The sequence below is a fragment of the Variovorax sp. DAIF25 genome, assembly GCF_050711835.1.
Lineage (GTDB): Bacteria > Pseudomonadota > Gammaproteobacteria > Burkholderiales > Burkholderiaceae_C > Variovorax.
The window spans coordinates 1,387,453-1,407,592 of sequence record NZ_CP136636.1 but is presented as its reverse complement, the minus strand read 5'-3'; the positions used below and the strand labels follow the sequence as shown (position 1 = coordinate 1,407,592).

Sequence of the window (20,140 nt, the reverse complement as noted above, 5' to 3'; positions counted from 1 at the left end):
TCACCAGCCGGTGAGCAGCTGCATCAGCCGCATCACCGGCCGCCGCGGCACGGCCCAGGCGGCCGACACCGGCTCGGCCGGCGGCTCGGCCCGCGCGGGCAGCCGCCGCGCGAAGGCGATCGGCGCATGGATGCGCAACTGCACCGGCGACAGCGCCGTCAGCTCGATCCAGCCGCCATGCTCCACGCCATGCGTCTCGCCCTCGCCGAGCACCGTGTGCGCGGTCCACACGGCCTCGCCGATCCAGCGCGGCGGCGCCGACACCCGCACGCGGCCCTCGGCCACCTGCAGCCAGGTGCCGGCGTCCACCGCCGTGCGGAAGGAATCGCCGGCTTCGAGGAAGACGGCATCGGGGGCTTGCGAGAGGGTGGTGATCATGGCGGTACCTCGGGTTCGGAAGTCGGTGAAGGAAGGGCTGGGCGCGCTTCGATCGTAGAAATTCCCCCGCCCGGAAAACAGGCACACGCCGGCGCGATTCGCACCGGAACAGCCAGGGCCGACGGCCATCTGTTATGGTCGTTTTCCCTCGCAACTGCATCTGTTTTCCAATGAACGATCGCGCGAGCATCGACGCCATGGACTCGCTACCGCTCTATCGGCAACTGGCGGCGCGCTACGTGGACGCGATCCACACCGGCTCGCTCAAGCAGGGCGACCGCCTGCCCTCCCTGCGCAGCCTGATGCGGCTGCATGCCATCAGCCTGTCGACCGCACTGCAACTGTGTCGCGCCATGGAGAGCGACGGCTGGGTCGAGGCGCGCGACCGCTCGGGCTACTTCGTGCGCCGGCCGCGCCGGCTCGCGATCGCGCCGATGGAGGAGCCGCTGACCGTGCTGCCGCCCGATCCGGCGCAGTACGTGGGCATCCATGCGCGCGTGTCCGACTTCGTGGTGCGCGGCCGCACGGCCGGCGACACGCTGAACTTCGCGATCGCGCGCGGCGCGCCGCAGCTCTATCCGGCCGAGGCGCTGCGCAATGCGATGACGCGCGCGCTGCGCCACAAGCCCGAGCTGCTGACCTCGGCCACGCCGCAGAAGGGCAATGCGCAGTTCCGCGCGGTGCTGGCCCAGCGCAGCCTGCGCATCGGCATGACGATCCCACCCGACGAGGTGCTGGTCACCAACGGCTGCATCGAGGCGCTGAACCTCGCGCTGCGCGCGGTCACGCAGCCCGGCGACACGGTGGCCGTGGAGTCGCCCACCTTCTACGGCCTGCTGCAGGTGCTCGAGAGCCTGGGCCTGCGCGCGCTCGAGATCCCGACCAGCCCGCAGACCGGCATCTCGATCGAGGCGCTCGAGCTCGCGCTGCAGGCCTACGACAACGTGAAGGCCGTGGCCGTGGTGCCGCACCTGCAGAACCCGCTGGGCAGCGTGATGCCCGACGCGCACAAGCAGCGGCTCGCGCAGCTGTGCGAGCGCCACGGCATCCCGGTGATCGAGGACGACTCCTACAGCGAACTGGTCGACAGCGAGACCCCGCTGCGCGCGCTCAAGTCCTGGGACCGCACGGGCAACGTCATCTACTGCGCCTCGCTGCACAAGATCCTCGCGCCCGGCCTGCGCCTGGGCTGGATCACGGCCGGGCGCTGGCATGCGCGCGTGGAGATGCTCAAGTACGCCCAGACCCGCAACAACGAGGACCTGGCCCAGCTCGCGGCCGGCGAATTCATGGGCACGGGCAGCTACGACCGCCACCTGCGCCGGCTGCGCGAGCACCTGGGCCGCCAACGCGAGCAGACGGCCGAGGCGATCGCGAACTACTTCCCCGCCGGCACCCGGCTCAACCTGCCGCGCGGCGGGCTGCAGCTGTGGCTGGAGCTGCCCGAGCGCATCGGCGCCAATGCCCTGTTCGAGGCCGCGCTGGCCGAGCGCATCCAGATCGCGCCCGGCGCCATGTTCTCGAACTCGGGCCGCTTCGACCACTACCTGCGCATCAACTGCGGCTGGCCCTATTCGCCGGCCATCGATGCGGGGTTGAAGCGGCTCGGCGAGCTCGCGGCGCAATGCTGCGCCGCGGCGCGCCGGGCCGCCTGAACGGCCTGAGCGGCCCGACGCTCAGGGCGCGATCGGCGTCAGCCCCGCAGCCCCCTTCCCGGCATAAGCGGCGAACAATGCATTCGAGGCCGTGATGTTCAGCCGCAGTTGCTGCTTGCCGACCGCCTTCGACTTGTAACCATAGATCACCTCGCCGCCGCGTTCGATGAAGACGCGCTCGTAGTCGATGTAGACGGCGAACCCGGCGGCCTGGCTGAAGCTCAGTACGCGCGCATCGCCCAGCGTCTCGATCTTGTAGGTGCCCGAACCGACCGCGATGCAGTTGCGCGGCGAACCGTTGATCACGCGCTGCTGGCATTGCAGGAAGGTCACGGCGTTGCTGCTGCCGCCTGCGAAGCTCACGCGCATCATGCTGTTGCCGGTGTAGTAGCCGGTGATGGTCTCCGTGGTGCCCAGCGGCGCGCCGCCGACCGTGCCGAGGTCGACCGAGGTGGCACCCCACCATTCGTTCTTCGGCCCGCTGCTGAACGTACCGTTGGCACCGTCGAGCGTGCCCAAGCCGAAGACGCAAGCCTTGCCGGGACTGCGCTGAATCAGGGTTTCCAGCGTCGCGATCCGCGCGACGGCCGGCAGCGGAGTGGCGCCGCAGGGGACGCTGCCCGCCGTGTTGTCGCCACCCTGCGCAATCTCCGCCGGATAGAGTTGCACCTTCGAACTGTCGCGCACGTCGTAGGCGTAGGCATTGGCCACGTCGATGCTGGTCTGCACGCGCAGCAGCGCGCCGGCCGGGAAGGTCGCGTTGCCAAGATCAGCGGCGATGGCCGCGGCCGTGGCCTGCGGGCCCCAGTCGGCGAAACGTGAGCCGTAGGAGCCATTGCTCTTGTAGGGGAACGCCTTGATGCGGTTCACCACGTCCGCCAGCTTCTGGCCGCCGATGTCGATGTCGCTGCGGCGCGACTTGCTCACGTTCAGGCCGCCGCAGTAGTTCGAGGTACTGCGTCCCAACGCGTCGCGCACGGTGCTCGTGTGCTTCGTGTCCGCGCAGCTCAGCCAGGCGCTGCCGCTCCAGTGCAGGTCGCCGGCGCGCGACGGATCACCGCCGCTCGACCAGTTCGTGATGGTGCCGGCCACGTTGCGCTCACGTCGGTCGCGGAACACGGTGAGTCCGTCCACCGGCGTGTTCTCTGCCGCGGTGGACACCAGCAGGCGCCGGTACCAGTTGTTGTTGTCCGACAGACTGAACCAGTCGAGGGTGGCGCTGGGCGCCGGTGCCGCAGTGGCGGTAGCGGTGGACGACGCGCTCGCGGCCAGCTTGGCGACACCGACGGCCACGCCGATGTTGTCGGGCAGCAGCAGGACGTCCTGCGTGCTCGTCGCGAGAAACGTCACCTGTCCCGTGATCAGGTCCTGGCAGGACTTGCTGTCGATGCCGCCGGCGCAGCTGTCACGCGAGAACTTCTCGTTCGTCATGTAGCGCACCGACGTGAGGTTTTCGAGCAGCTTGTGCTGCGTCTCCTGCGCGATGTCGCCCGCCGTAATGCTGCCGCCGCTGATGTCCGCGGTCCCGATGCGATCGGCGAGTGACTTCGACACGAGCTGCGAAAAGGCGACGAGGCTCGCGGCCGTGGCACCGCTGAGCAGGTCGCCGTTGGCGGTGTAGTCGTCGAACAGGCTGCCGCCCAGACCGAGCTGCGCGCGCAGGTTGGCGTCGACCTCCGAGGAGGTTGCGCCCGATCCGATGCTCAGGTAGTGCACGAGCGTGGTCAGCGAACTCACGCGGCCCGGCCGGTCGGCCGGTGCCTTGAGCACGTAAGCCGTCTTCACGGGCCCGAGCTTCGCATCGACGGCATCGGTGCCCACCAGCGCGACGACCGGGTACTTACCGGCGTCCGCGGCGTCGATCTCGAGGCTCGCCTTGCCCGCCGCGTCGGTCCTGCCGCTAGGCTCGCCACCGTCGAGCAGGCCGTTGCCGTTCTTGTCGAGGAAGACGTTGGCGTTGCGCAATGCGCCGACATTCACGACGGCAACTTCCTGCTTCTGCGGCGCAGGCGCAGGGGCCGGCGGCGGCGCGACGCCGACGAAGGGAAAGCCACCACCGCCACCGCCGCCTCCACCCCCGCATGCCGCCAGCGCCAGCAACGCCGCGACACTCGCCAGCGACATGCCCGAACGCGAGAACACCCTCTTGGAACCAGTCATGGGAACACTCCTTTTTTTGCGTCAACGAAGGTTCTCCATGAACCCCCTCGGCTCGAGTGTTCTGGCCCGCGCGCGGGCGCGCATCATCGAAATGAATGAGAGGCGGGGTGGTGGCGCGAATTCATCGCGCGGGGCCGGTGCGGACCCGGCCCGGTGCCGGCGGCGTTCAGTCGAGCAGCGCGAGCGCCGCGTAGTCGCCGATCTTGTCGCCCAGGCCCGCGCGCACCAGCTCGACGCCGCGCGTCAGCGGCAGCAGCCGGCCGTCGATCTGCGCCTGCAGCCGCGGCAGCAGGAAGTCGCTGTGGTGCAGGAACACGCTGCCGCCGAGGCTGATGCGCTGCAGGTCGAGCGTGGCGACCAGGTTGTAGAGCAGGCGGCCCATGACGCGGCACAGCGCGTCGACCACCTCGAGCGCATGCCGCTCGCCGGCCGAGGCGGCGGCGAACAGGTCGGGCGCGGGCCGGCCGAAGCGACGGTCGATGGAGTTGCCGGCCACCAGTGCCTCGACGTCGCCGATGTTGCCGCAGCCGCAGAGCGCGCCGCTGCCGTCGTCGGCCACGAAGCTGTGGCCCGCATGGCCCGCGTTGCCGTTCTTGCCGCGCAGCGCGCGGCCGTCCACGCACAGGCCCACGCCCACGCCGGTGCTCCAGGTCACGTAGGCGCAATGGTCGAAACCCTGCAGCGCGCCCCAGTGGCGCTCGGCCTCGAGCGCGGCCACGGCGTCGTTCTCGACCCGCACCCAGCCGTAGCGCTGCGCGAGCGGCGCCTCGACCACCGCCGTCATCCAGTCGTTGGGCAGGCCGCGCGCCGGGCCGGCGATGCCGCCGCAGATGTTGGGCGTGGCGAGCTCGACCTTGCCGTCGCGCAGTTCGAAGGGGCCGGTCGAGGACACGCCCACGCGCTCGATGCTCGCGGGGTCGACCTTCTGCTCGGCGCAGATGGCATCGATCATGCGGATGATCTGCAGCGCCACCGCGTCGTTGTCGCCGGTCTTCGCGGTGGGCTCGCTGCGCCGGCCGATCAGCGGTGCATCGCTCGACGCGGAAAGGCTCACGGCCACCTTGGTGCCACCGATATCGACGCAGGCTCTCATTGCGGTTGTCTTCTTTCGTGAAATCCGGCGTTGCCGGAGCTACAGCAGCCGCGCCACCAGCGCGGCGATCATGCTGAGCACCACCGTGCTCGCGATCGGCAGCTGCCATTCGCGGCCGAAGGCGCGGAACTCGAAATCGCCGGGCAGTCGTCCGAAGCCGAAGCGGCGCAGCCAGGCGGTCAGGCCGCTCATGAGCACCAGCGCCAGGACGACGACGATCAGCCAGCGAAGCATGAAACCAGTCTAGCCCTGGAGCACGGCCAGTGCTTGTCGGTGAAGTTCGGGTGTGGCCGCCGCGATCACGCGGCCGTCGGACTTCAGCCCCAGCGGCCGGCCTTCCCAATCGGTGATCACGCCGCCCGCGGCCTCGATCAGCCCGGCCGGGCCGAGGTAGTCATAGGGCTGCAGGCCGGTCTCGACCACCAGGTCGATGGTGCCGCCCGCGAGCTGGGCATAGCCGTAGCAGTCGCCGCCGAAGCGGCGCATCGCGCACTGGCGGCTCAGCCGGTCGAAGGCCTGCCAGTCGGCGGGCGCGAAGATGTCGGGCGAGGTGGTGACGATGCGCGCCTTGGCGACCTCGCCGCAGGCGCTCGCGTGCACCGGCTGGCCGTCGCGCGTGGCGCCCACGCCGGCCTGGCCGATCCAGCGTTCCTTCAGCACCGGCATGTCGACCATGCCGAACACCACGCGTTCGCCCTGCAGCACGCCGATCAGCGTGCCCCACAGCGGCGAGCCGGTGATGAAGCTGCGGGTGCCGTCGATCGGGTCGAGCACCCAGACGCGCTCGGCCTCCAGGCGCTCGGCGCCGTGCTCCTCGCCGTAGATGCCGTCGGCCGGCGCGCGCTGCGCGAGCAGCTCGCGCATGGCGGTCTCGGCCGCGCGGTCGGCCAGCGTGACCGGGCTCTCGTCGGCCTTGGTGATGATGTCCAGCGGAGTGCGGAAATGGCGCATCGACTGGGCGGCGGCGGCGTCGGCCAGCGCCTGCGCGAGGCTCGGGAGATCGGCGTTGGAAGTGCTCATGGCAATGGACTGCGGGCAAAGCGGCAGGGCGCCGCGAACCCCGGATTAGACCCGACCTTGCGCCGAGGTCCAGGCCGAACTTGGATCGGCCCGGGGTTTGACCGGCGCGACCCGCCGTCCTAGCATGGCCCGAAAATTGCCAAGCGGAGACGACATGACCAGCTTCCAGCCCCTGCGCCGCGCCCTGCTCGCGGCCCTGCTCGGCACCGCCGCCGCCCTCGCCCACGCCACCCCGTCGGAATCGGAGCACCGGCTGATCGACACGCTGATCCAGCGCGTGGCGAAGATGGGCTCGATGACCTTCCTGCGCAACGGCAGCGAGTACAACGCCACCGAGGCCGCCAAGCACATGCAGGCCAAGTACGAGCATTTCCGCAAGGAGATCGTGACCGCCGAGGACTTCATCGAGCGCTGCGCCACGCGCTCGGAGATGACCGGCCAGGCCTACCGCGTGAAGCTCGGCGGCGGCGCGATCAGGGAATCGGGCGAGTTCCTGCGCGCCGAGCTGCGCAGCCTGCGCGAGGAGGCGAAGAAGGGCGGCGCCAAGGCCGGTTGAGCCCGGTTGGTCAGCGCTGCTGGCCCCACTTGCGCACCGTCAGGCGCTCGAGCGTCTTGAAGCCCAGGCTTTCCACCAGCAGCCCGATCAGCACCACCATGACCAGGCCCGCGAACACGCGGTCGGTGTAGAGCTCGTTGCGGTTCTGGAAGATGTACCAGCCCAGCCCGCCCTTGCCCGAGGAAGCGCCGAACACCAGCTCGGCCGCGATCAGCGTGCGCCAGGCGAAGGCCCAGCCGATCTTGAGCCCCGAGAGGATCGACGGCAGCGCGGCCGGCACCAGGATCTGCAGCACGTAGCGCAGGCCCGTGAGCCCGTAGTTGCGCCCGGCCATGCGCAGGGTCTCGGGCACGCCCTGGAAACCCGCGTAGGTGTTGAGCGCCAGCGGCCACAGCACCGAGTGGATCAGCACGAACACCAGGCTGCCGCGGCCCAGGCCGAACCACAGCAGCGCCAGCGGCAGCAGCGCGATCGCGGGCAGCGGGTTGAACATCGAGGTCAGCGTGTCCAGCAGGTCGCGGCCGATGCGCGTGGACACCGCGAGCGTGGTCAGCGCGAAGGCCAGCGCCACGCCCGCGAGGTAGCCCTGCACCAGCACCGCGAGCGAGATGCGCACCTTCTCGAGCAGCTCGCCGCTGGCCAGGCCCTCGACCAGCGCGCGCGCGGTGGCGCTGAAGGTGGGCAGCAGCAGGTCGTTGTCCTGCCAGCGCGCCGCCAGTTCCCACAGCAGCGCGATCGCGACCAGGATCAGGCCCTTGCGCAGCCAGGCCTGCGAGGCCAGGCGCGCGCCCAGCGGCAGCCGGCGCTCGACCGGCAGCTCGGTGAAGGGCTCGAGCGTGCGCTCGTACTCGGGGCGCACGGGGGGAAGGATCGCGCTCATCGGCCGGCCTCGGTGTCGTGTGCTTCGTCGAACAGCATGTCGTGGATGCGTTTCGCGGTCTGCTGGAACTCGGTGCCGCCGAGGCTGTCGAGCGTGAAGCCGTGGCTGTTGATCTCGGCGCGCATGCGCCCGGGATGCGGCGACAGCAGCGCGATGCGGTTGCCCACCACCAGCGCCTCCTCGATCGAATGGGTGACGAACAGCAGCGTGAAGCGCACCTCGTCCCACAGCGCCAGCAGCTCCTGCTGCATGCGCCGGCGCGTGAGCGCGTCGAGCGCGGCGAAGGGCTCGTCCATCAGCAGCACGCGCGGCTGCATCGCGAGCGCGCGCGCGATCGCCACGCGCTGCTTCATGCCGCCCGAGAGCTGGTGCGGGTGCACGTCGGCGAATTTCGAGAGGCCCACCTTGTCGAGGTAGTGCAGCGCGCGCTCGGCCGCTTCCTTGCGGCCCAGCGTGCGCGAGGCCAGCAGCGGGAACATCACGTTCTGCCGGACGGTCTTCCACGGCGGCAGCTGGTCGAACTCCTGGAACACCACGATGCGGTCGGGCCCGGGCCGCAGCACGCGCTCGCCGGCCAGCCGGATCTCGCCCTCGACCGGCGCGATGAAGCCCGCGACCGATTTCAACAGGGTCGACTTGCCGCAGCCCGAGGGGCCGAGCAGCACGAAGCGGTCGGCCTGGTGCACGTCGAAGCTCACGCGGTGCGTGGCGCGCACCACGCGCTCGGGCGTGCGGTACTCGAGGCTGACGCCGTCGACCTGCAGCAGCGGCGCGGCGGCCTCCTGCGCGCGCGTGTCGTCGCGTGCCAGCTCCGGGAAGGAGGACCCGGCCGCGGGCGCCACCCGCTGCCGGTGGGCCAGGGCATCGGCCCGCGAATCCAGCACCGCCGCCGTGCTCATCATCAGTTGCCCGAGGCGTTGTGGGCGTCGTCGAAGAAGTAGTCCTTCACCGAGGCCGGCTTGTTCTTGATCGCGCCCACGCGGTGCATGAAGTCGGCCAGCGCGTAAGTGTTCTGCGGCGTGGTCTTGAACTGCACCTCGGGGTTCCTGATGATCTTCAGCAGCAGTTCGCGGTCGAGCTTGGCGTTGCTGACCTTGAGGTAGATGTCGGCCGCCTTCTCGGGATTGGCGCTGACGAACTTCGCGGCCTCGTCGAGCGCGTCGATGAAGGCCTTGTAGGTCTTCGGGTTCTCGTTGCGGAATTTCTCGGTGGCGTAGAGCACCGTGGCCGACGAGGGGCCGCCCAGCACCTGGTAGGAGTTCAGCACGATGTGCGCCGCGGGGTTGCCCGCGAGCTCCTGCTCCTGGAACGGCGGATTGCCGAAGTGGGCCGTGATCTCGGTGCCGCCCTTGATGATGGCCGCGGCCGCGTCGGGATGCGGCAGCGCCACGCTGATCTTGTCGAGCTTGTTGAACTCCTTGTCGCCCCAGAGCTTGGCCGAGGCGAACTGCAGCACGCGCGACTGCACCGACACGCCGACCGCGGGCAGCGCGATGCGGTCCTTGTCCGTGAAGTCGGCGATGGTCTTCACGTTCGGGTTGTTGCTCACCAGGTAGTAGGGGAAGTTGCCCAGCGAGGCCACGCCCTTGACGTTCTGCTTGCCCTTGGTGCGGTCCCACAGCGTGAGCAGCGGGCCGACGCCGGCACCGGCGATCTCGATGTTGCCCGACAGCAGCGCGTCGTTGACCGCCGAGCCGCCCGAGAGCTTGACCCATTCGACCTTGGCGTCGACGCCCGCGGCCTTCGCGTGCTTCTCGATCAGCTTCTGGTCCTGCGCCACGTTGAGCAGCAGGTAGACGATACCGAACTGCTCGGCGATGCGGATCTGGCCTTCGGCGTGCGCGGCGAGGCTGCCGGCCAGCAGGCCGAGGCCGGCGACGAGGGATGCGGCCTGGCGGGTGAAGCGGTTCATGGCGGGAAGGACTCCAAGGGAAGAAATTCGGGGTGCAGCGCTCCGCGCGGACCCGGCGTCGCCGGTCCGTCGGGGACGTTCGTCTGCGGAGGTGGTCGGTCTATCGGGGCTCGTCGCCCACGATGGTGGTGCGGTTGAGCCGACGGCGCAGGTGGTCGGGCGTGCCCGCCGCCAGGTGCATCAGCGAGCGGTTGTCCCAGAACACGAGGTCATGGGGCGCCCACTGGTGGCGGTAGACGAATTCGGGCTTCACGCTGTGCGCGAACAGCTCGGACAGGAGTTCATCGCTTTCTTCCTTCGGCAGGCCGACGATGCGGGTGGTGAAGTGCTCGCTGACGAACAGCGCCTTGCGCCCGGTCTCGGGATGCGTGCGCACCACCGGCTGCACCGCGGGCGCGACCTGGTCGATCTGCGCCTGCGAGAGCTTGGGCCGCCACGGGTTCTTGGCGCGCAGTTCCTCGTACTTGGCGAGGTAGCTGTGCTCGGCCTTGAGCGGCAGGATGCGCTGCTGCAGGTCGCTCGGCAGCGCTTCCCAGGCCAGGTGCTGGTCGGCGAACAGCGTGTCGCCGCCCTCGCTCGGCAGTTCCTGCGCATGCAGCAGGGAGCCGAGGCTGGGCTTGGGCTTGTAGGAGATGTCGGAATGCCAGTAGACGCCCGCGTCGCCGAGGCCGATGGGCTCGCCGTTCTCCTTGATGTTGGAGACGATGAGGATCTCGGGATGGTTCTCGAGCTGGAACTGGTGCAGGACGTGGATCTCGAGCGGGCCGAAGCGGCGGCTGAAGTCGATGTGCTGCTGGGGGGTGATCTGCTGGTTGCGGAAGACCAGGACGTGGTGGTCGAGGTGGGCGCGATGGATGCGGGCGAAGTCTTCTTCCGGGATGGGGCGCGCGATGTCGAGGCCGATGACTTCGGCGCCTACGGGGGCGGGGAAGGGGCGGATCTCGAAGGATTGGGTGCGCTCGGGGACGAGGACTTGGCTCATGTGCCGCAATGTAGGCGGGGATGGGGGGTTGGGCAACGAACTCTTCGTTGAATGCTTATGACTGCTCTGGGTGTTTTTTGGGGTTTTCTCTCTGCTTAGGCCGTTGGCCGGGTCTCGCCCCGGCGGGCGAGTCGCTTTCTCTTGTCTCGCCAAGAGAAAGTAACCAAAGAGAAGGCGACCCCACTGTCTGTGTCCCTCCGCTTCGCTACGGGCAACCTGCGGTGCTCGGAGAAAGCGGGGGTCCGCAGAACTCGCTTCGCTCAGACAGCTGCGGCCCTTATCCCGCTTTCTCCTGCGCTCCTCGGCACAGCCAGAGGGGACTAGGGTCAACGCGCCGTGGCGCGTCCTTGTGTGGTGAGTGCGCATGCGTAGGCCCTGGACCTTTCACTGAGGCCGAGCGAAGCAAAGGCCCGAAGGGTCTGCCGGGCCGAGCATCGCGATGGCCCGACCCACCCCTCTGGCTGCGCCGAGGAGCGCAGCGTTTCGCGGATAAGGGCTCGCAGCTGTTTGAGCGAAGCGAGTTCTGCGAGACCCCGCGAAACGCGAGCACCGCAGGTTGCCCCGGAGCGCAGCGAAGGGGTCGCAGACAGTGGGTCGCCTTTTCTTTGGTTGGCGGTCTCAAACTCCAAGTGCAACACCCTCTGGAAACTGCGCATTGTGGTCGAGGCAGTCCTGGAAGAAGGCCTCCGCAGGCGTCTTCCAATCGAGCGTGTTGCGCGGACGGGTGTTGAGCTCCCAGGCAATGGCATCGAGCTGGCGCTGGCTGTAGACGCTCAGGTCGGTGCCTTTTGGCAGGTACTGCCTGATCAGCCCATTGATGTTCTCGTTTCGCCCTCGTTGCCAGGGACTGTGAGGATCAGCGAAGTAGATCGTCAACCCCGTGCTCTCGGCCAGCCGCTTGTGCAGCGCCATCTCCTTGCCTTGGTCATACGTCAGGCTCTTGCGAAGCGCTTCGTCCAGCGGGCCAAATGCGGCCTCGAAGCCTCTGAAGACATCCAGCGCCGTCGCACCATCGACCTTCACGATCATCACGAAACAGGTTCTGCGACACACCAAGGTGCCCACGCACGACTGATTGCGTGCCCCTTTGATCAGGTCGCCTTCCCAATGTCCTGGTACCAGTCGGTCGTTCACTTCGGGCGGACGTACGTGGATGCTGAGCATGTCCGCCAACTTGCCGCGTTGCTCCGCATTGCGGCCGTGAGGCCGGCGCGCACCACGGGCTTGGCGCAGCAATGACGTCAACTCTTTGCGCAGCTCCCCCTTGGGGCGAGCGTAAATGGCGGTGTAGATCGTTTCGTGCGAGGCTTGCATATCGGCGCGTGCGGGCTGTTCGCGCTTGAGGATAGTGGCGATCTGTTGGGGCGACCAGCGCCTTCCCAGCAGTTCCATCGTGCGTGACCACAACGCCGTGTGCGGGCGAAGCTTGCGCACTCGGCGGGCACGCCGCCTCATCCGCAGCGCACGCTTGCCAGCAGACACCGCGTCGTAACCAGGCGCAAGACGCGGACGTCCCCACACCACTTCACCCTCTGCATGGTGGCCGTTGCGTCGCAACTCTCGGGTGATAGTGCTTGGTGCTCGGTTCAACATCCGCCCAATCGATCTGGCACTACTGCCTTGCAGGCTCATAGCCATGATCACCCCTCGCTCTTCTGCTCTCAACTGCTCGTAACCGCTCGACATACATCACTCTCCTGAGGGCTGAAGAGTGTTGCACTTGATATTTGAGACCGCCGTTACTTTCTTTTGGCGAAGCAAAAGAAAGTGACTCGCCCGCCGGGGCGAGACCCGGCCGACAACCTACCCAAAGTCAACAGCCGCAAAAAAATCAGAGCGTATGACTCCGATCCCCCTCACTAAACCCAACAGCCTCCCACGCATCACCCACAGCAAACCCCACCACCTTGAACAACTCCCCCATCTCATGCTCATGCACCAGCCGAGCCCCCATGGCCCTCTCCCCCACGGAAGCCGTCTCCATCAACGAAACCAACCCGCAGTTCAGCAGAAAGCGCGCCTGACTCGCATACCCCAGCACGGCAAGCCCCGCCTCCTGCCCGGCCAACGCCACCCCCGTGAAGTCAACGTGAGCAGTGATGTCCTTCAGCCCCACGTCCGACAGCGGATCCCCATCCGCCCGATGCGCCCGATGGCACATCACCGTCCCCATGTGCCGCTGCGGGTGGTAGTACTCGCTCTCGGGAAAGCCGTAGTCGATCAAGAAGGCAGCCCCGCGCTCGAGCCGGTCCGCCAGGGTCGCGACGAAGGCCTTGGCCTGGGGATGGATCTCGGTCAGGTAGTCGTGCTCGCCCGGCACCTCGACCGGCGGCCGCAGCTCGGTCTCGCGGTCGGCCCAGGCCCAGCCGTCGCCGGCCGCATTGCGCACCACGCCGCGCTCGAACCAGCGCCCGCCATGGCGCGCGAGCAGCTGCACCGGCATCGCGTCGAGCACCTCGTTGCCGACCACCACGCCCTGCATCGCCGCGGGCAGCTCGAGCCGCCATTCGACGCGGTCGCCGAAGCGCGCCAAGGCCTGCTGCTGGCGCGCGCGCAGGGTGCCCGAGAGGTCGACGATGCGGTAGTTCACGTCGCTGCGGCCCAGGGCATCGAGCGCATCGAGCAACTGGGCGGCGAGCGCGCCCGAGCCGGCGCCGAATTCCCACACCGTGGCGGTGCCGGTCTTCTCGAGCGCCTCGGCCAGCTGCGCGGCCAGCGCGCGGCCGAACAGCGGGGTGAGCTCGGGCGCGGTCACGAAGTCGCTGCCCGATTCGGGCATCTGGCCGAACTTGGCGAGGCTGTTGGCGTAGTAGCCGAGCCCGGGCGCATAGAGCGCGAGCGCCATGAAGCGGTCGAAGCCGATCCAGCCGCCGGCGCGCTCGACGGCACGGGCGATCAGGGTGTCGAGGGCGATGGGTAAACTGCTGTGGGTCTGTGTCGTCACGGGCACCGATTCTCCTCGCATCCTCCAGCCCCCACCTTCCGCATGAGCGCCGCGCCCTCCTCCACCGCCACGCCACCCGAGCGCCGCACCGTCCTCGTCACGGGCGCGGGCAAGCGGCTGGGGCGCGAGATCGCGCTGGCGCTGGCCGCGGGCGGCTGGCGCGTGGCGGTGCATTTCCGCCAGTCGCGCGCCGAGGCCGAGCAGACGGTGGCCGACTGCGCCGCGCTCGCGGGCGAGGCCCATGCCTTCGGCGCCGATCTGCTCGACGAGGCCGCCACGCGCGCGCTGCTGCCGCAGGTGGCGGCGCACTTCGGCCGGGTCGACGCGGTGGTGCACAGCGCCGCGCTGTTCGAGCACGACGACGCGGCCAGCTTCAGCTACGCGCTGATGGACCGCCATGCGCGCGGCAACACGGGGGCCGCGATCGTGCTGGCGCAGGCGCTGCACGCGCACCTCGCGCAGCGCGATCCAGAAGGCACGCTCACCGGCGCGGTGGTCCACATGCTCGACCAGAAGCTGTGGAACACCAACCCCGATTTCCTCAGCTACACGCTGTCCAAGGCCGCGCTCGAGGCCGCCACGCCGATGCTGGCGCTGGCGCTCGCGCCGCGCGTGCGCGTGGTGGGCGTGGCGCCCGGCCTCACGCTGCCGAGCCACATGCACGACGACGACAAGTTCGCGCAGTTGCACAAGCTGTCGCCGCTGGGGCGCTCGTCCACGCCGGCCGACGTGGCCGCCACCGTGCGCTTCGCGCTCGAGAACGGCTCGATCACCGGCACCACGCTGCTGGTGGACGGCGGCCAGCACCTGATGAAGTTCGAGCGCGATTTCTCGCACATGTGAGCTGAACCCGCCGCCCGCGGCACCCTTTTTCGAGCACCACCCGATGTCACCCACCACCCCCCTCGGGCGCCAGACGCTCACCCTCAACGGCCTGCGCTTCGACGCCAACCTCGGCATCCTCGAGCAAGAAAAGGTCGCGCCGCAGCCGATCCAGGTCGATGCCGAACTCAACCTCGGCCCGCAGCCGCTGCTGCCCAAGGACGACGACATCTTCCACGTGCTCGACTACCGCAAGGTGCGCCGGATCATCATCGACGAGTGCACGGCCGAGCACGTGAACCTGCTCGAAAGCCTGATCGGCAAGCTCGCGCAGCGCCTGCTGCAGCTGCCCGGCGTGCTGGGCGTGCGCGTGAAGATCGCCAAGCTCGAGATCTTCGAGGACTGCGAGGTCGCGATCCGCATCGAAGCCGGGGAATGGTGATCCGGGGCAAAATCGCCCCCTTCCCCCGTTTTTTGCTGCCCCGGGCAGCCCTTTTGCCATGAACGCCGTCTGGATCGACGAGGCGCCCGTCGCCGACGCCTCCGCCTCGCCCCTTCCCGCCAACTCGATGAAGATCGAGCGCGAAACGCACAAGCTCGAGAAACGCCTGTGCCGCGAGGTGGGCCGCGCCATCGTCGACTACAACATGATCGAGGAAGGCGACAAGGTCATGGTCTGCGTGTCGGGCGGCAAGGATATTGGATCGCGACCTTGAACTGGTGGCTTTGAATCGCTAACTGCCTTATCTGATTGAGGTTTTTCCGTCAAGGCCGGAAAAAAGACGGCGAAGCGCGACGATCGCACCCTGTATTAGGGAACAGATCCCGAAGTGGAAGGATTTGGCTGTGTTTGAAGCTAATCCATATTGTCTGCATGCGATCTCGGTGAGGGCCGCGCCGTTGTGATCGAACAGACCTTTCTCCGCGGAGCGCCAGCGGCTCTCCATTCGTTCCGCTATGGTTGGATTTGCACTCCCGCTCCACAACTGAGAGACGCCCCTCAAGGCTACGTGCGCTCCACGTCTCAATTTGTTGAGCGGAATCACAACCATCGCACCTTACCGCAGTAAGGTGGTCAAGCAGTTTTCAGCGACCTCAGCAAAGCAGTCTTCTCATTTCGTTCTGCTGCAAGGGCGAACTCAGTGGAAGTCCCTGCTCAAGGCCTGCGCGAGTCGTTTCACCATAGCGCGCCCGAGGCCCACCCCTGGAGTCTGCAGATCCCTACCGTCAGATCGGTACTCTAGTCGCCTGCTAGGAGCGCGGGACCACAGGTGAAACGAGTAGCGAAACGTCGACACCCAGTGCAGTTGCAAGGCGCTCAAGGTTGTCGATGGAGATATTCCTCTCCTCCCTCTCGACTGACCCTACAAACGTCCGATGAAGCCCGGCAGCCTCTGCAAGCTGCTCCTGGGAGAGGCGGTGTTCCGCGCGGATGACACGTAGATGGAACGCCACCCTTTGCCGTGCGCTCTGCGTTCTTGGTTGAGGTTGGCCCATCCACCAAGAATTCCCGGTCTAGCATTTTTTATCGACAGCACTAAGATAGCATTTGGATGTGTTTAAGTAGCAAATTAGCTTTTCAAGAGGTAAAAAGTAGCGTTCATAAACCTTGTTGAACTGTTTGAGCATCAGATCAACAAGGTGTCCACGACCAAGCTTCACGTAGGGCTACCAACCGATAGGGTTCATTTTTATGTTTCTGACAATGGATTCGCATGAGGTGAGGATCTCTTCCATGCTGGCCGGGCCTGGTGCGAGATGTTGGAGAGCAGTCCAGTTGAACTTGACCATTCCTGCTTTCTTCCCGACTTGGGTGGTGCAAGAAGACGACCTCGAGATCTCGGAGCGTGCGTTGTTGATTTATGAGAGCGATTTCCTCGATCTCTTTGAGAGCGTGGGGCCGCAGTCGCTGCGGCACGTTCAGTATCTGGCGCCGACGGAGAGCGATCCCGATCGCTGGCAAATTCGAGACATTCGGAAGATCTGGTCAGCGACCAGCGCCGATGCCGATCAAGTCGACCTTCTGGTCCTCGAAGATGAGAACGGAGAGCAGTTCACACACTACAGCATGCGCTCTTCGTTCAGCATTCGGCATCAGATCTGGCCGGTCAACTGAACATGGAAATCCCGCTCCTGCTGGCCCTCGCCGTCGTCTTGGTACTCTTCTACTGGGCCTGGATCGCATTGCCTCGTTCGATTCAGACCGGACGCGAGCAGTTGCTGCGGGAGCAGGGTCAGGCATCCGGTGCGACCTTCTTCCCGGTCGATCCACGCCGCATGCTGGGCGATTGGGAAGAGACCTGCATCCTGTTCGATCCGGATGCGCGCAAGGCCTGCATCGTCAGCTGCGGAAAGAAAGCCCGGACGGTCGACTTCGAGTACTTCAACACTTGGCAACTCAAGTGGACCGAATATCCCGGAAACCCGGTGCTTCGCTTTCAGCACGTGCACTTCCTCTTCGAGACCAGTGACTTCGACCGTCCGACGATCCGCGTCGCCGTGCCCTCCAGGTCCGATGGCGAGGCGTGGAACGCCAAGCTCTCGATCCTGATGCCCTGAATGCGCTGCTGAAGAAATGGGCCTGCCGACGTGAAGCTGCTCATCCTTTCGGACCTGCACCTCGAGTTCGGCATCCTTTGGTACAGGAACGAGCCACTCGAGCTGTTTGACAACAGGACCGCCGAGGCGCTGGTAGCCGAAGGGCGAGCCACCGATGTGCTCAATCTCCTGGAGTCCTTCCAGGCGGGGTTTGTTGGATGATGGAACCCGCCATCTACCTATGGTGCAAGCGATGCTGATCCACGACGTCTCTGGCCGCACGGGTGACTCCAGCGATCTGCTGTTCCTGGATGTCGATGGTGTTCTTCATCCTGTCGGCGTGGACTACTCGTTCAGCAGCAGGTTCTTCAGCCATTTGCCGCGGCTGGAAGAACTCCTTCTCGAGTTCAAGTCTGTGGACGTCATCATCTCGTCGGACTGGCGGCTGGCCGAGAGCATCGAGCAGCTGCAGCGCTATTTCAGTGCTGAAACTCGGCACCGGATCATCGGCGCGACGCCGCAGATTGACCCCGGTGTGGCCGTCCACCACCGGCGTCAGTTGGAGATCCAGGCGTGGCTCGATGGGAACGGCCGCAGCGACGCGGAATGGGTCGCACTTGACGACTGGCCCGAGAACTTCGAAGCGGGCTTCGCGCGGCTCGTCCTCACCGATCCCAAGCGTGCATTCGATCAAGACAGCTTCCAGGAACTGCGCTCGCAATTCCTGCGGTTTGCGGCTGGACGATGAACCGCCATCGGCATTTGAAATGAAACCGCTCATCTCATCGAACCTCCGTGCGCGGTCCGAGCACAACCAGTCGAAGCCCAAGCTCATGTTCTTCGGCGACCCACACGGCGATCTCGATCCGGTGATCGCCGCGGTCGAGCGCCTTCAGCCTGAGGCCATCGTGCTGCTCGGAGACATCCAGGCACGTCGTCCTCTGCACGTCGAGTTGGGCCCGATCCTCGATCTCACCGAGATCTGGTTCATCCATGGGAACCACGACACGGATTCCGATGCCGACTACGACAACCTGTGGGGATCAGAGCTCGCCACCCGCAACCTGCACGGACGCATCGTCGAGATCGCCGGGTACAAGGTCGCAGGCCTGGGCGGCATCTTCCGCAGCAAGATCTGGGATCCACGGCGGCCGATCGAGGAGGCGGCGTTCCAGTCGAGCGACGCCATGCGCCAAACCATGAAGCCCGAGGAACGGTGGCGTGACGGCATCTCCCGCAAGCACCGGTCCTCCATCTTCCCGGCCGACTACCAGCAACTGCTGCGGAGCGGCCACTCCGACATTCTGGTGACGCACGAGGCACCGGCGGCCCACCCGCACGGCTGGCAGGTGATCGACGAGCTTGCCGAGACGCTCGGTGTCCAGTTGGTGGTCCATGGCCACCACCATCAGTACATCGACTATCTCGCCGAAGGCCTGACAACTGCCGCGGCACCGTTCCGCGCCTTCGGAGTCGACATGGGCTCGCACTTGGCGTGGCCAACTGATCCCCAGAACAGTACTGAATCGGAAGGCCCTTCACAAGACTTGCTCGATCTCGCAGCCGAGGTGTTCGGTGCCGCGGCCCAGGACTGGCTGGTTAAGCCGCACAAGCTGTTCGACGGTCAAACACCAGCAGCGTTCGCAACCGAGGGCGGCTCTGAAAAGGTGCGATCCATCCTCAACGCAATTCGAAACGGCGGGGTTGTATGAAAGCCGCTGCGGCGCAGTTCTGCGCCTTCGGGGTCGGCACGGGCTTGCACCTCGCGTGGCCGCTTGATGGTGATCGAGTAGGAGGCTCGGCGTGATCCTTTTCCTCGACTTCGACGGCGTACTGCATCCCGAGGGGGAAGATCACACCCACAACGGTGGCGTCGACTTCTGCTTCCTGCCGCGCCTGGAGGCGTTGTTGCGCGAGTTCCCGTTCGTGAAGATCGTGATCAGTTCGTCCTGGCGTGAGCACCTGCTCAACAAGACGCTGCTGAAGCCGTTCTCCAGCGACATCCGGGCCCGCATCGTTGGAGCTACCCCTCCTTCGGGGTTTGGCCTTCAGCCGCCGTACAGGAAGCGTGAAGGAGAAATCCTCGCTTGGCTACAGATCCACGATGCGGTCGACGAGCCATGGGTCGCACTCGACGATGCCTATTGGCAGTTCGATCGCTGCAAGGACCACCTGGTCGTGTGTGGCTCATTCACCGGCTTCGACGACAAGGCCAGTGCCGAGCTTCGCACCCGCTTTGAAGGGGTGTCCCGATGAAAGTGCTGATTCTTTCCGACCTTCATCTCGAGTTCGCGCCCTTCGAGCCGGTGCCCGATCTCGAATTCGATGTCGTCATCCTCGCCGGCGACATTCACTCGCCGGCCAAGCGCGCCGTCCAATGGGCGGCGGACCGCTTTCGCGGCAAGCCCGTGGTCTACCTGCTTGGCAACCACGAGTACTACGATGGACGGCTGGATACAACACTGGCAGAAGCGCGCCGCGAAGCTGAAGGCAGCAATGTCCATCTGCTCGACGGTGACGAGTTGGTGATCGACGGCGTGCGATTCCTCGGCGCGACGTTGTGGACCGATTTCGCGCTTGCCATCGAGACGCCTGAAGGTCCGATCAGCGATGTCGGGCGTGCCATGAAGATGGCAACCAATCTGCTGAACGACTATGCGCTGATCCGCACGATCGACGAGTCGGCCGAACCCGATACATGGCGCGACAAGCAGGGAAGAAAGCTTCAAGCGGCCGACACGCTGCGGATTCATCAGGCACAGCGAGCTTGGTTGCGCGACAAGCTGTCGGAACCGTTCGCCGGACCGACGGTGGTTGTGACGCACCATGCACCTCATCGCGGCTCGCTGGCGCAGCGCTACGCTGATGACTGGGCCTCGGGGGCCTTCGTCAACGAGCTTCCGGATGCATTCTTTGACGTACCCGTTCTCTGGTTCCACGGCCACACGCATCAGTCGTTCGACTATCGTGCCTGCTCTTGCCGTGTCGTGAGCAATCCGCGCGGCTACGTGAACTGGAGCGGCAGGATCGAGAACAAGGCGTTCGATCCTGGCCTGATCATCGACATGAGTGTCGATCGGCATTGAGTTCTGCACTCGAAAACCCGCTGCGCCAACAATTTAGGCGGATTTGGGTCACGGCGGTCTGAACCGCTGTCTCACTGAGCTCTGAATTCCTCGGGTTGTGTCTCACTAAGTTTG

Annotated in this window: 23 protein-coding genes and 1 pseudogene; 12 read left to right on the top strand and 12 right to left on the bottom strand. The window is 66.4% G+C overall.

The window, feature by feature from the left end:
• Nucleotides 1-378: a hypothetical protein gene (locus R0232_RS06420; protein ID WP_431511592.1), complete on the bottom strand. Its 378-nt coding sequence runs from the start codon at nt 376-378 to the stop codon at nt 1-3.
• 197 nt (nt 379-575) lie between these two features.
• Here R0232_RS06420 and R0232_RS06415 point away from each other — a divergent pair, with 197 nt between their 5' ends.
• Nucleotides 576-2,033: a PLP-dependent aminotransferase family protein gene (locus tag R0232_RS06415; RefSeq protein ID WP_093353708.1), complete on the top strand. Its 1,458-nt coding sequence runs from the start codon at nt 576-578 to the stop codon at nt 2,031-2,033.
• A 21-nt stretch (nt 2,034-2,054) separates the two neighbouring features.
• Here the strand turns inward: R0232_RS06415 and R0232_RS06410 are convergent, their stop codons facing one another.
• The 4 genes from R0232_RS06410 to hisN all read right to left on the bottom strand — a co-directional run bounded on the left by R0232_RS06410 (nt 2,055) and on the right by hisN (nt 6,306).
• Nucleotides 2,055-4,193 carry a hypothetical protein gene (locus R0232_RS06410; RefSeq protein WP_208509985.1) on the bottom strand — a complete coding sequence of 713 codons (2,139 nt, stop codon included), beginning with the start codon at nt 4,191-4,193 and terminating at the stop codon, nt 2,055-2,057.
• 166 nt (nt 4,194-4,359) lie between these two features.
• A complete protein-coding gene (locus R0232_RS06405; RefSeq protein WP_296775529.1) occupies nt 4,360-5,286 on the bottom strand; it encodes an ROK family protein in 927 nt (308 codons plus the stop codon).
• A gap of 39 nt (nt 5,287-5,325) precedes the next feature.
• Nucleotides 5,326-5,520, bottom strand: a complete 195-nt coding sequence (locus R0232_RS06400) for a DUF2905 domain-containing protein (RefSeq protein WP_019654592.1) — start codon at nt 5,518-5,520, stop codon at nt 5,326-5,328.
• A gap of 9 nt (nt 5,521-5,529) precedes the next feature.
• Nucleotides 5,530-6,306, bottom strand: coding sequence for a histidinol-phosphatase (gene hisN / locus R0232_RS06395; RefSeq protein ID WP_296794056.1), 777 nt, complete (start codon nt 6,304-6,306; stop codon nt 5,530-5,532).
• A 154-nt stretch (nt 6,307-6,460) separates the two neighbouring features.
• On the opposite strand from hisN, the gene R0232_RS06390 reads away from it, so the two are divergent.
• Nucleotides 6,461-6,862: a DUF5329 family protein gene (locus R0232_RS06390; protein WP_431511591.1), complete on the top strand. Its 402-nt coding sequence runs from the start codon at nt 6,461-6,463 to the stop codon at nt 6,860-6,862.
• Between the two features lie 10 nt (nt 6,863-6,872).
• Here the strand turns inward: R0232_RS06390 and R0232_RS06385 are convergent, their stop codons facing one another.
• The 6 genes from R0232_RS06385 to R0232_RS06360 form a co-directional block, all read right to left on the bottom strand.
• Nucleotides 6,873-7,742 (bottom strand): ABC transporter permease, encoded by an 870-nt coding sequence (locus tag R0232_RS06385; RefSeq protein ID WP_203204453.1) that lies wholly within the window; start codon nt 7,740-7,742, stop codon nt 6,873-6,875.
• On the bottom strand, nt 7,739-8,644 hold the full coding sequence (locus tag R0232_RS06380) for an ABC transporter ATP-binding protein (protein ID WP_431511590.1): 906 nt from the start codon (nt 8,642-8,644) through the stop codon (nt 7,739-7,741). Before R0232_RS06380 ends, R0232_RS06385 begins: the two co-directional genes overlap by 4 nt.
• Nucleotides 8,644-9,654, bottom strand: coding sequence for an ABC transporter substrate-binding protein (locus tag R0232_RS06375; protein WP_208509445.1), 1,011 nt, complete (start codon nt 9,652-9,654; stop codon nt 8,644-8,646). Before R0232_RS06375 ends, R0232_RS06380 begins: the two co-directional genes overlap by 1 nt.
• 100 nt (nt 9,655-9,754) lie before the next feature.
• Nucleotides 9,755-10,636: a TauD/TfdA dioxygenase family protein gene (locus tag R0232_RS06370; RefSeq protein WP_431511589.1), complete on the bottom strand. Its 882-nt coding sequence runs from the start codon at nt 10,634-10,636 to the stop codon at nt 9,755-9,757.
• A gap of 618 nt (nt 10,637-11,254) precedes the next feature.
• On the bottom strand, nt 11,255-12,322 hold the full coding sequence (locus R0232_RS06365; protein WP_208514153.1) for an IS30 family transposase: 1,068 nt from the start codon (nt 12,320-12,322) through the stop codon (nt 11,255-11,257).
• 145 nt (nt 12,323-12,467) lie between these two features.
• A complete protein-coding gene (locus R0232_RS06360) occupies nt 12,468-13,601 on the bottom strand; it encodes a class I SAM-dependent methyltransferase (RefSeq protein WP_431511588.1) in 1,134 nt (377 codons plus the stop codon).
• Between the two features lie 21 nt (nt 13,602-13,622).
• Between R0232_RS06360 and R0232_RS06355 the strand changes: the two genes are divergently transcribed.
• The 3 genes and pseudogenes from R0232_RS06355 to R0232_RS06345 form a co-directional block, all read left to right on the top strand.
• Nucleotides 13,623-14,423: an SDR family oxidoreductase gene (locus R0232_RS06355; protein WP_057591107.1), complete on the top strand. Its 801-nt coding sequence runs from the start codon at nt 13,623-13,625 to the stop codon at nt 14,421-14,423.
• Nucleotides 14,424-14,466: 43 nt separating this feature from the next.
• Nucleotides 14,467-14,844, top strand: coding sequence for a dihydroneopterin aldolase (locus R0232_RS06350; RefSeq protein ID WP_057591108.1), 378 nt, complete (start codon nt 14,467-14,469; stop codon nt 14,842-14,844).
• A 58-nt stretch (nt 14,845-14,902) separates the two neighbouring features.
• Nucleotides 14,903-15,100, top strand: a pseudogene (locus tag R0232_RS06345) (tRNA 2-thiocytidine(32) synthetase TtcA); the annotation flags it as partial.
• 553 nt (nt 15,101-15,653) lie between these two features.
• Here the strand turns inward: R0232_RS06345 and R0232_RS06340 are convergent.
• Nucleotides 15,654-15,899 (bottom strand): helix-turn-helix domain-containing protein, encoded by a 246-nt coding sequence (locus R0232_RS06340; RefSeq protein WP_431511587.1) that lies wholly within the window; start codon nt 15,897-15,899, stop codon nt 15,654-15,656.
• A 280-nt stretch (nt 15,900-16,179) separates the two neighbouring features.
• On the opposite strand from R0232_RS06340, the gene R0232_RS06335 reads away from it, so the two are divergent.
• The 7 genes from R0232_RS06335 (at nt 16,180) to R0232_RS06305 (ending at nt 20,026) form a co-directional block, all read left to right on the top strand.
• Nucleotides 16,180-16,518: a hypothetical protein gene (locus R0232_RS06335; protein WP_431511586.1), complete on the top strand. Its 339-nt coding sequence runs from the start codon at nt 16,180-16,182 to the stop codon at nt 16,516-16,518.
• Between the two features lie 2 nt (nt 16,519-16,520).
• Nucleotides 16,521-16,961: a hypothetical protein gene (locus R0232_RS06330; protein WP_431511585.1), complete on the top strand. Its 441-nt coding sequence runs from the start codon at nt 16,521-16,523 to the stop codon at nt 16,959-16,961.
• A 30-nt stretch (nt 16,962-16,991) separates the two neighbouring features.
• Nucleotides 16,992-17,162 (top strand): hypothetical protein, encoded by a 171-nt coding sequence (locus R0232_RS06325; RefSeq protein ID WP_431511584.1) that lies wholly within the window; start codon nt 16,992-16,994, stop codon nt 17,160-17,162.
• A 31-nt stretch (nt 17,163-17,193) separates the two neighbouring features.
• Nucleotides 17,194-17,688 carry an HAD domain-containing protein gene (locus R0232_RS06320; RefSeq protein ID WP_431511583.1) on the top strand — a complete coding sequence of 165 codons (495 nt, stop codon included), beginning with the start codon at nt 17,194-17,196 and terminating at the stop codon, nt 17,686-17,688.
• Nucleotides 17,689-17,707: 19 nt separating this feature from the next.
• Nucleotides 17,708-18,652, top strand: coding sequence for a metallophosphoesterase (locus R0232_RS06315; protein WP_431511582.1), 945 nt, complete (start codon nt 17,708-17,710; stop codon nt 18,650-18,652).
• Between the two features lie 91 nt (nt 18,653-18,743).
• Complete coding sequence (locus tag R0232_RS06310) at nt 18,744-19,196, top strand: HAD domain-containing protein (RefSeq protein ID WP_431511581.1); 453 nt, start codon at nt 18,744-18,746, stop codon at nt 19,194-19,196.
• Nucleotides 19,193-20,026 (top strand): metallophosphoesterase, encoded by an 834-nt coding sequence (locus R0232_RS06305; RefSeq protein WP_431511580.1) that lies wholly within the window; start codon nt 19,193-19,195, stop codon nt 20,024-20,026. Before R0232_RS06310 ends, R0232_RS06305 begins: the two co-directional genes overlap by 4 nt.
• The last annotated feature ends 114 nt before the right edge of the window (nt 20,027-20,140 follow it).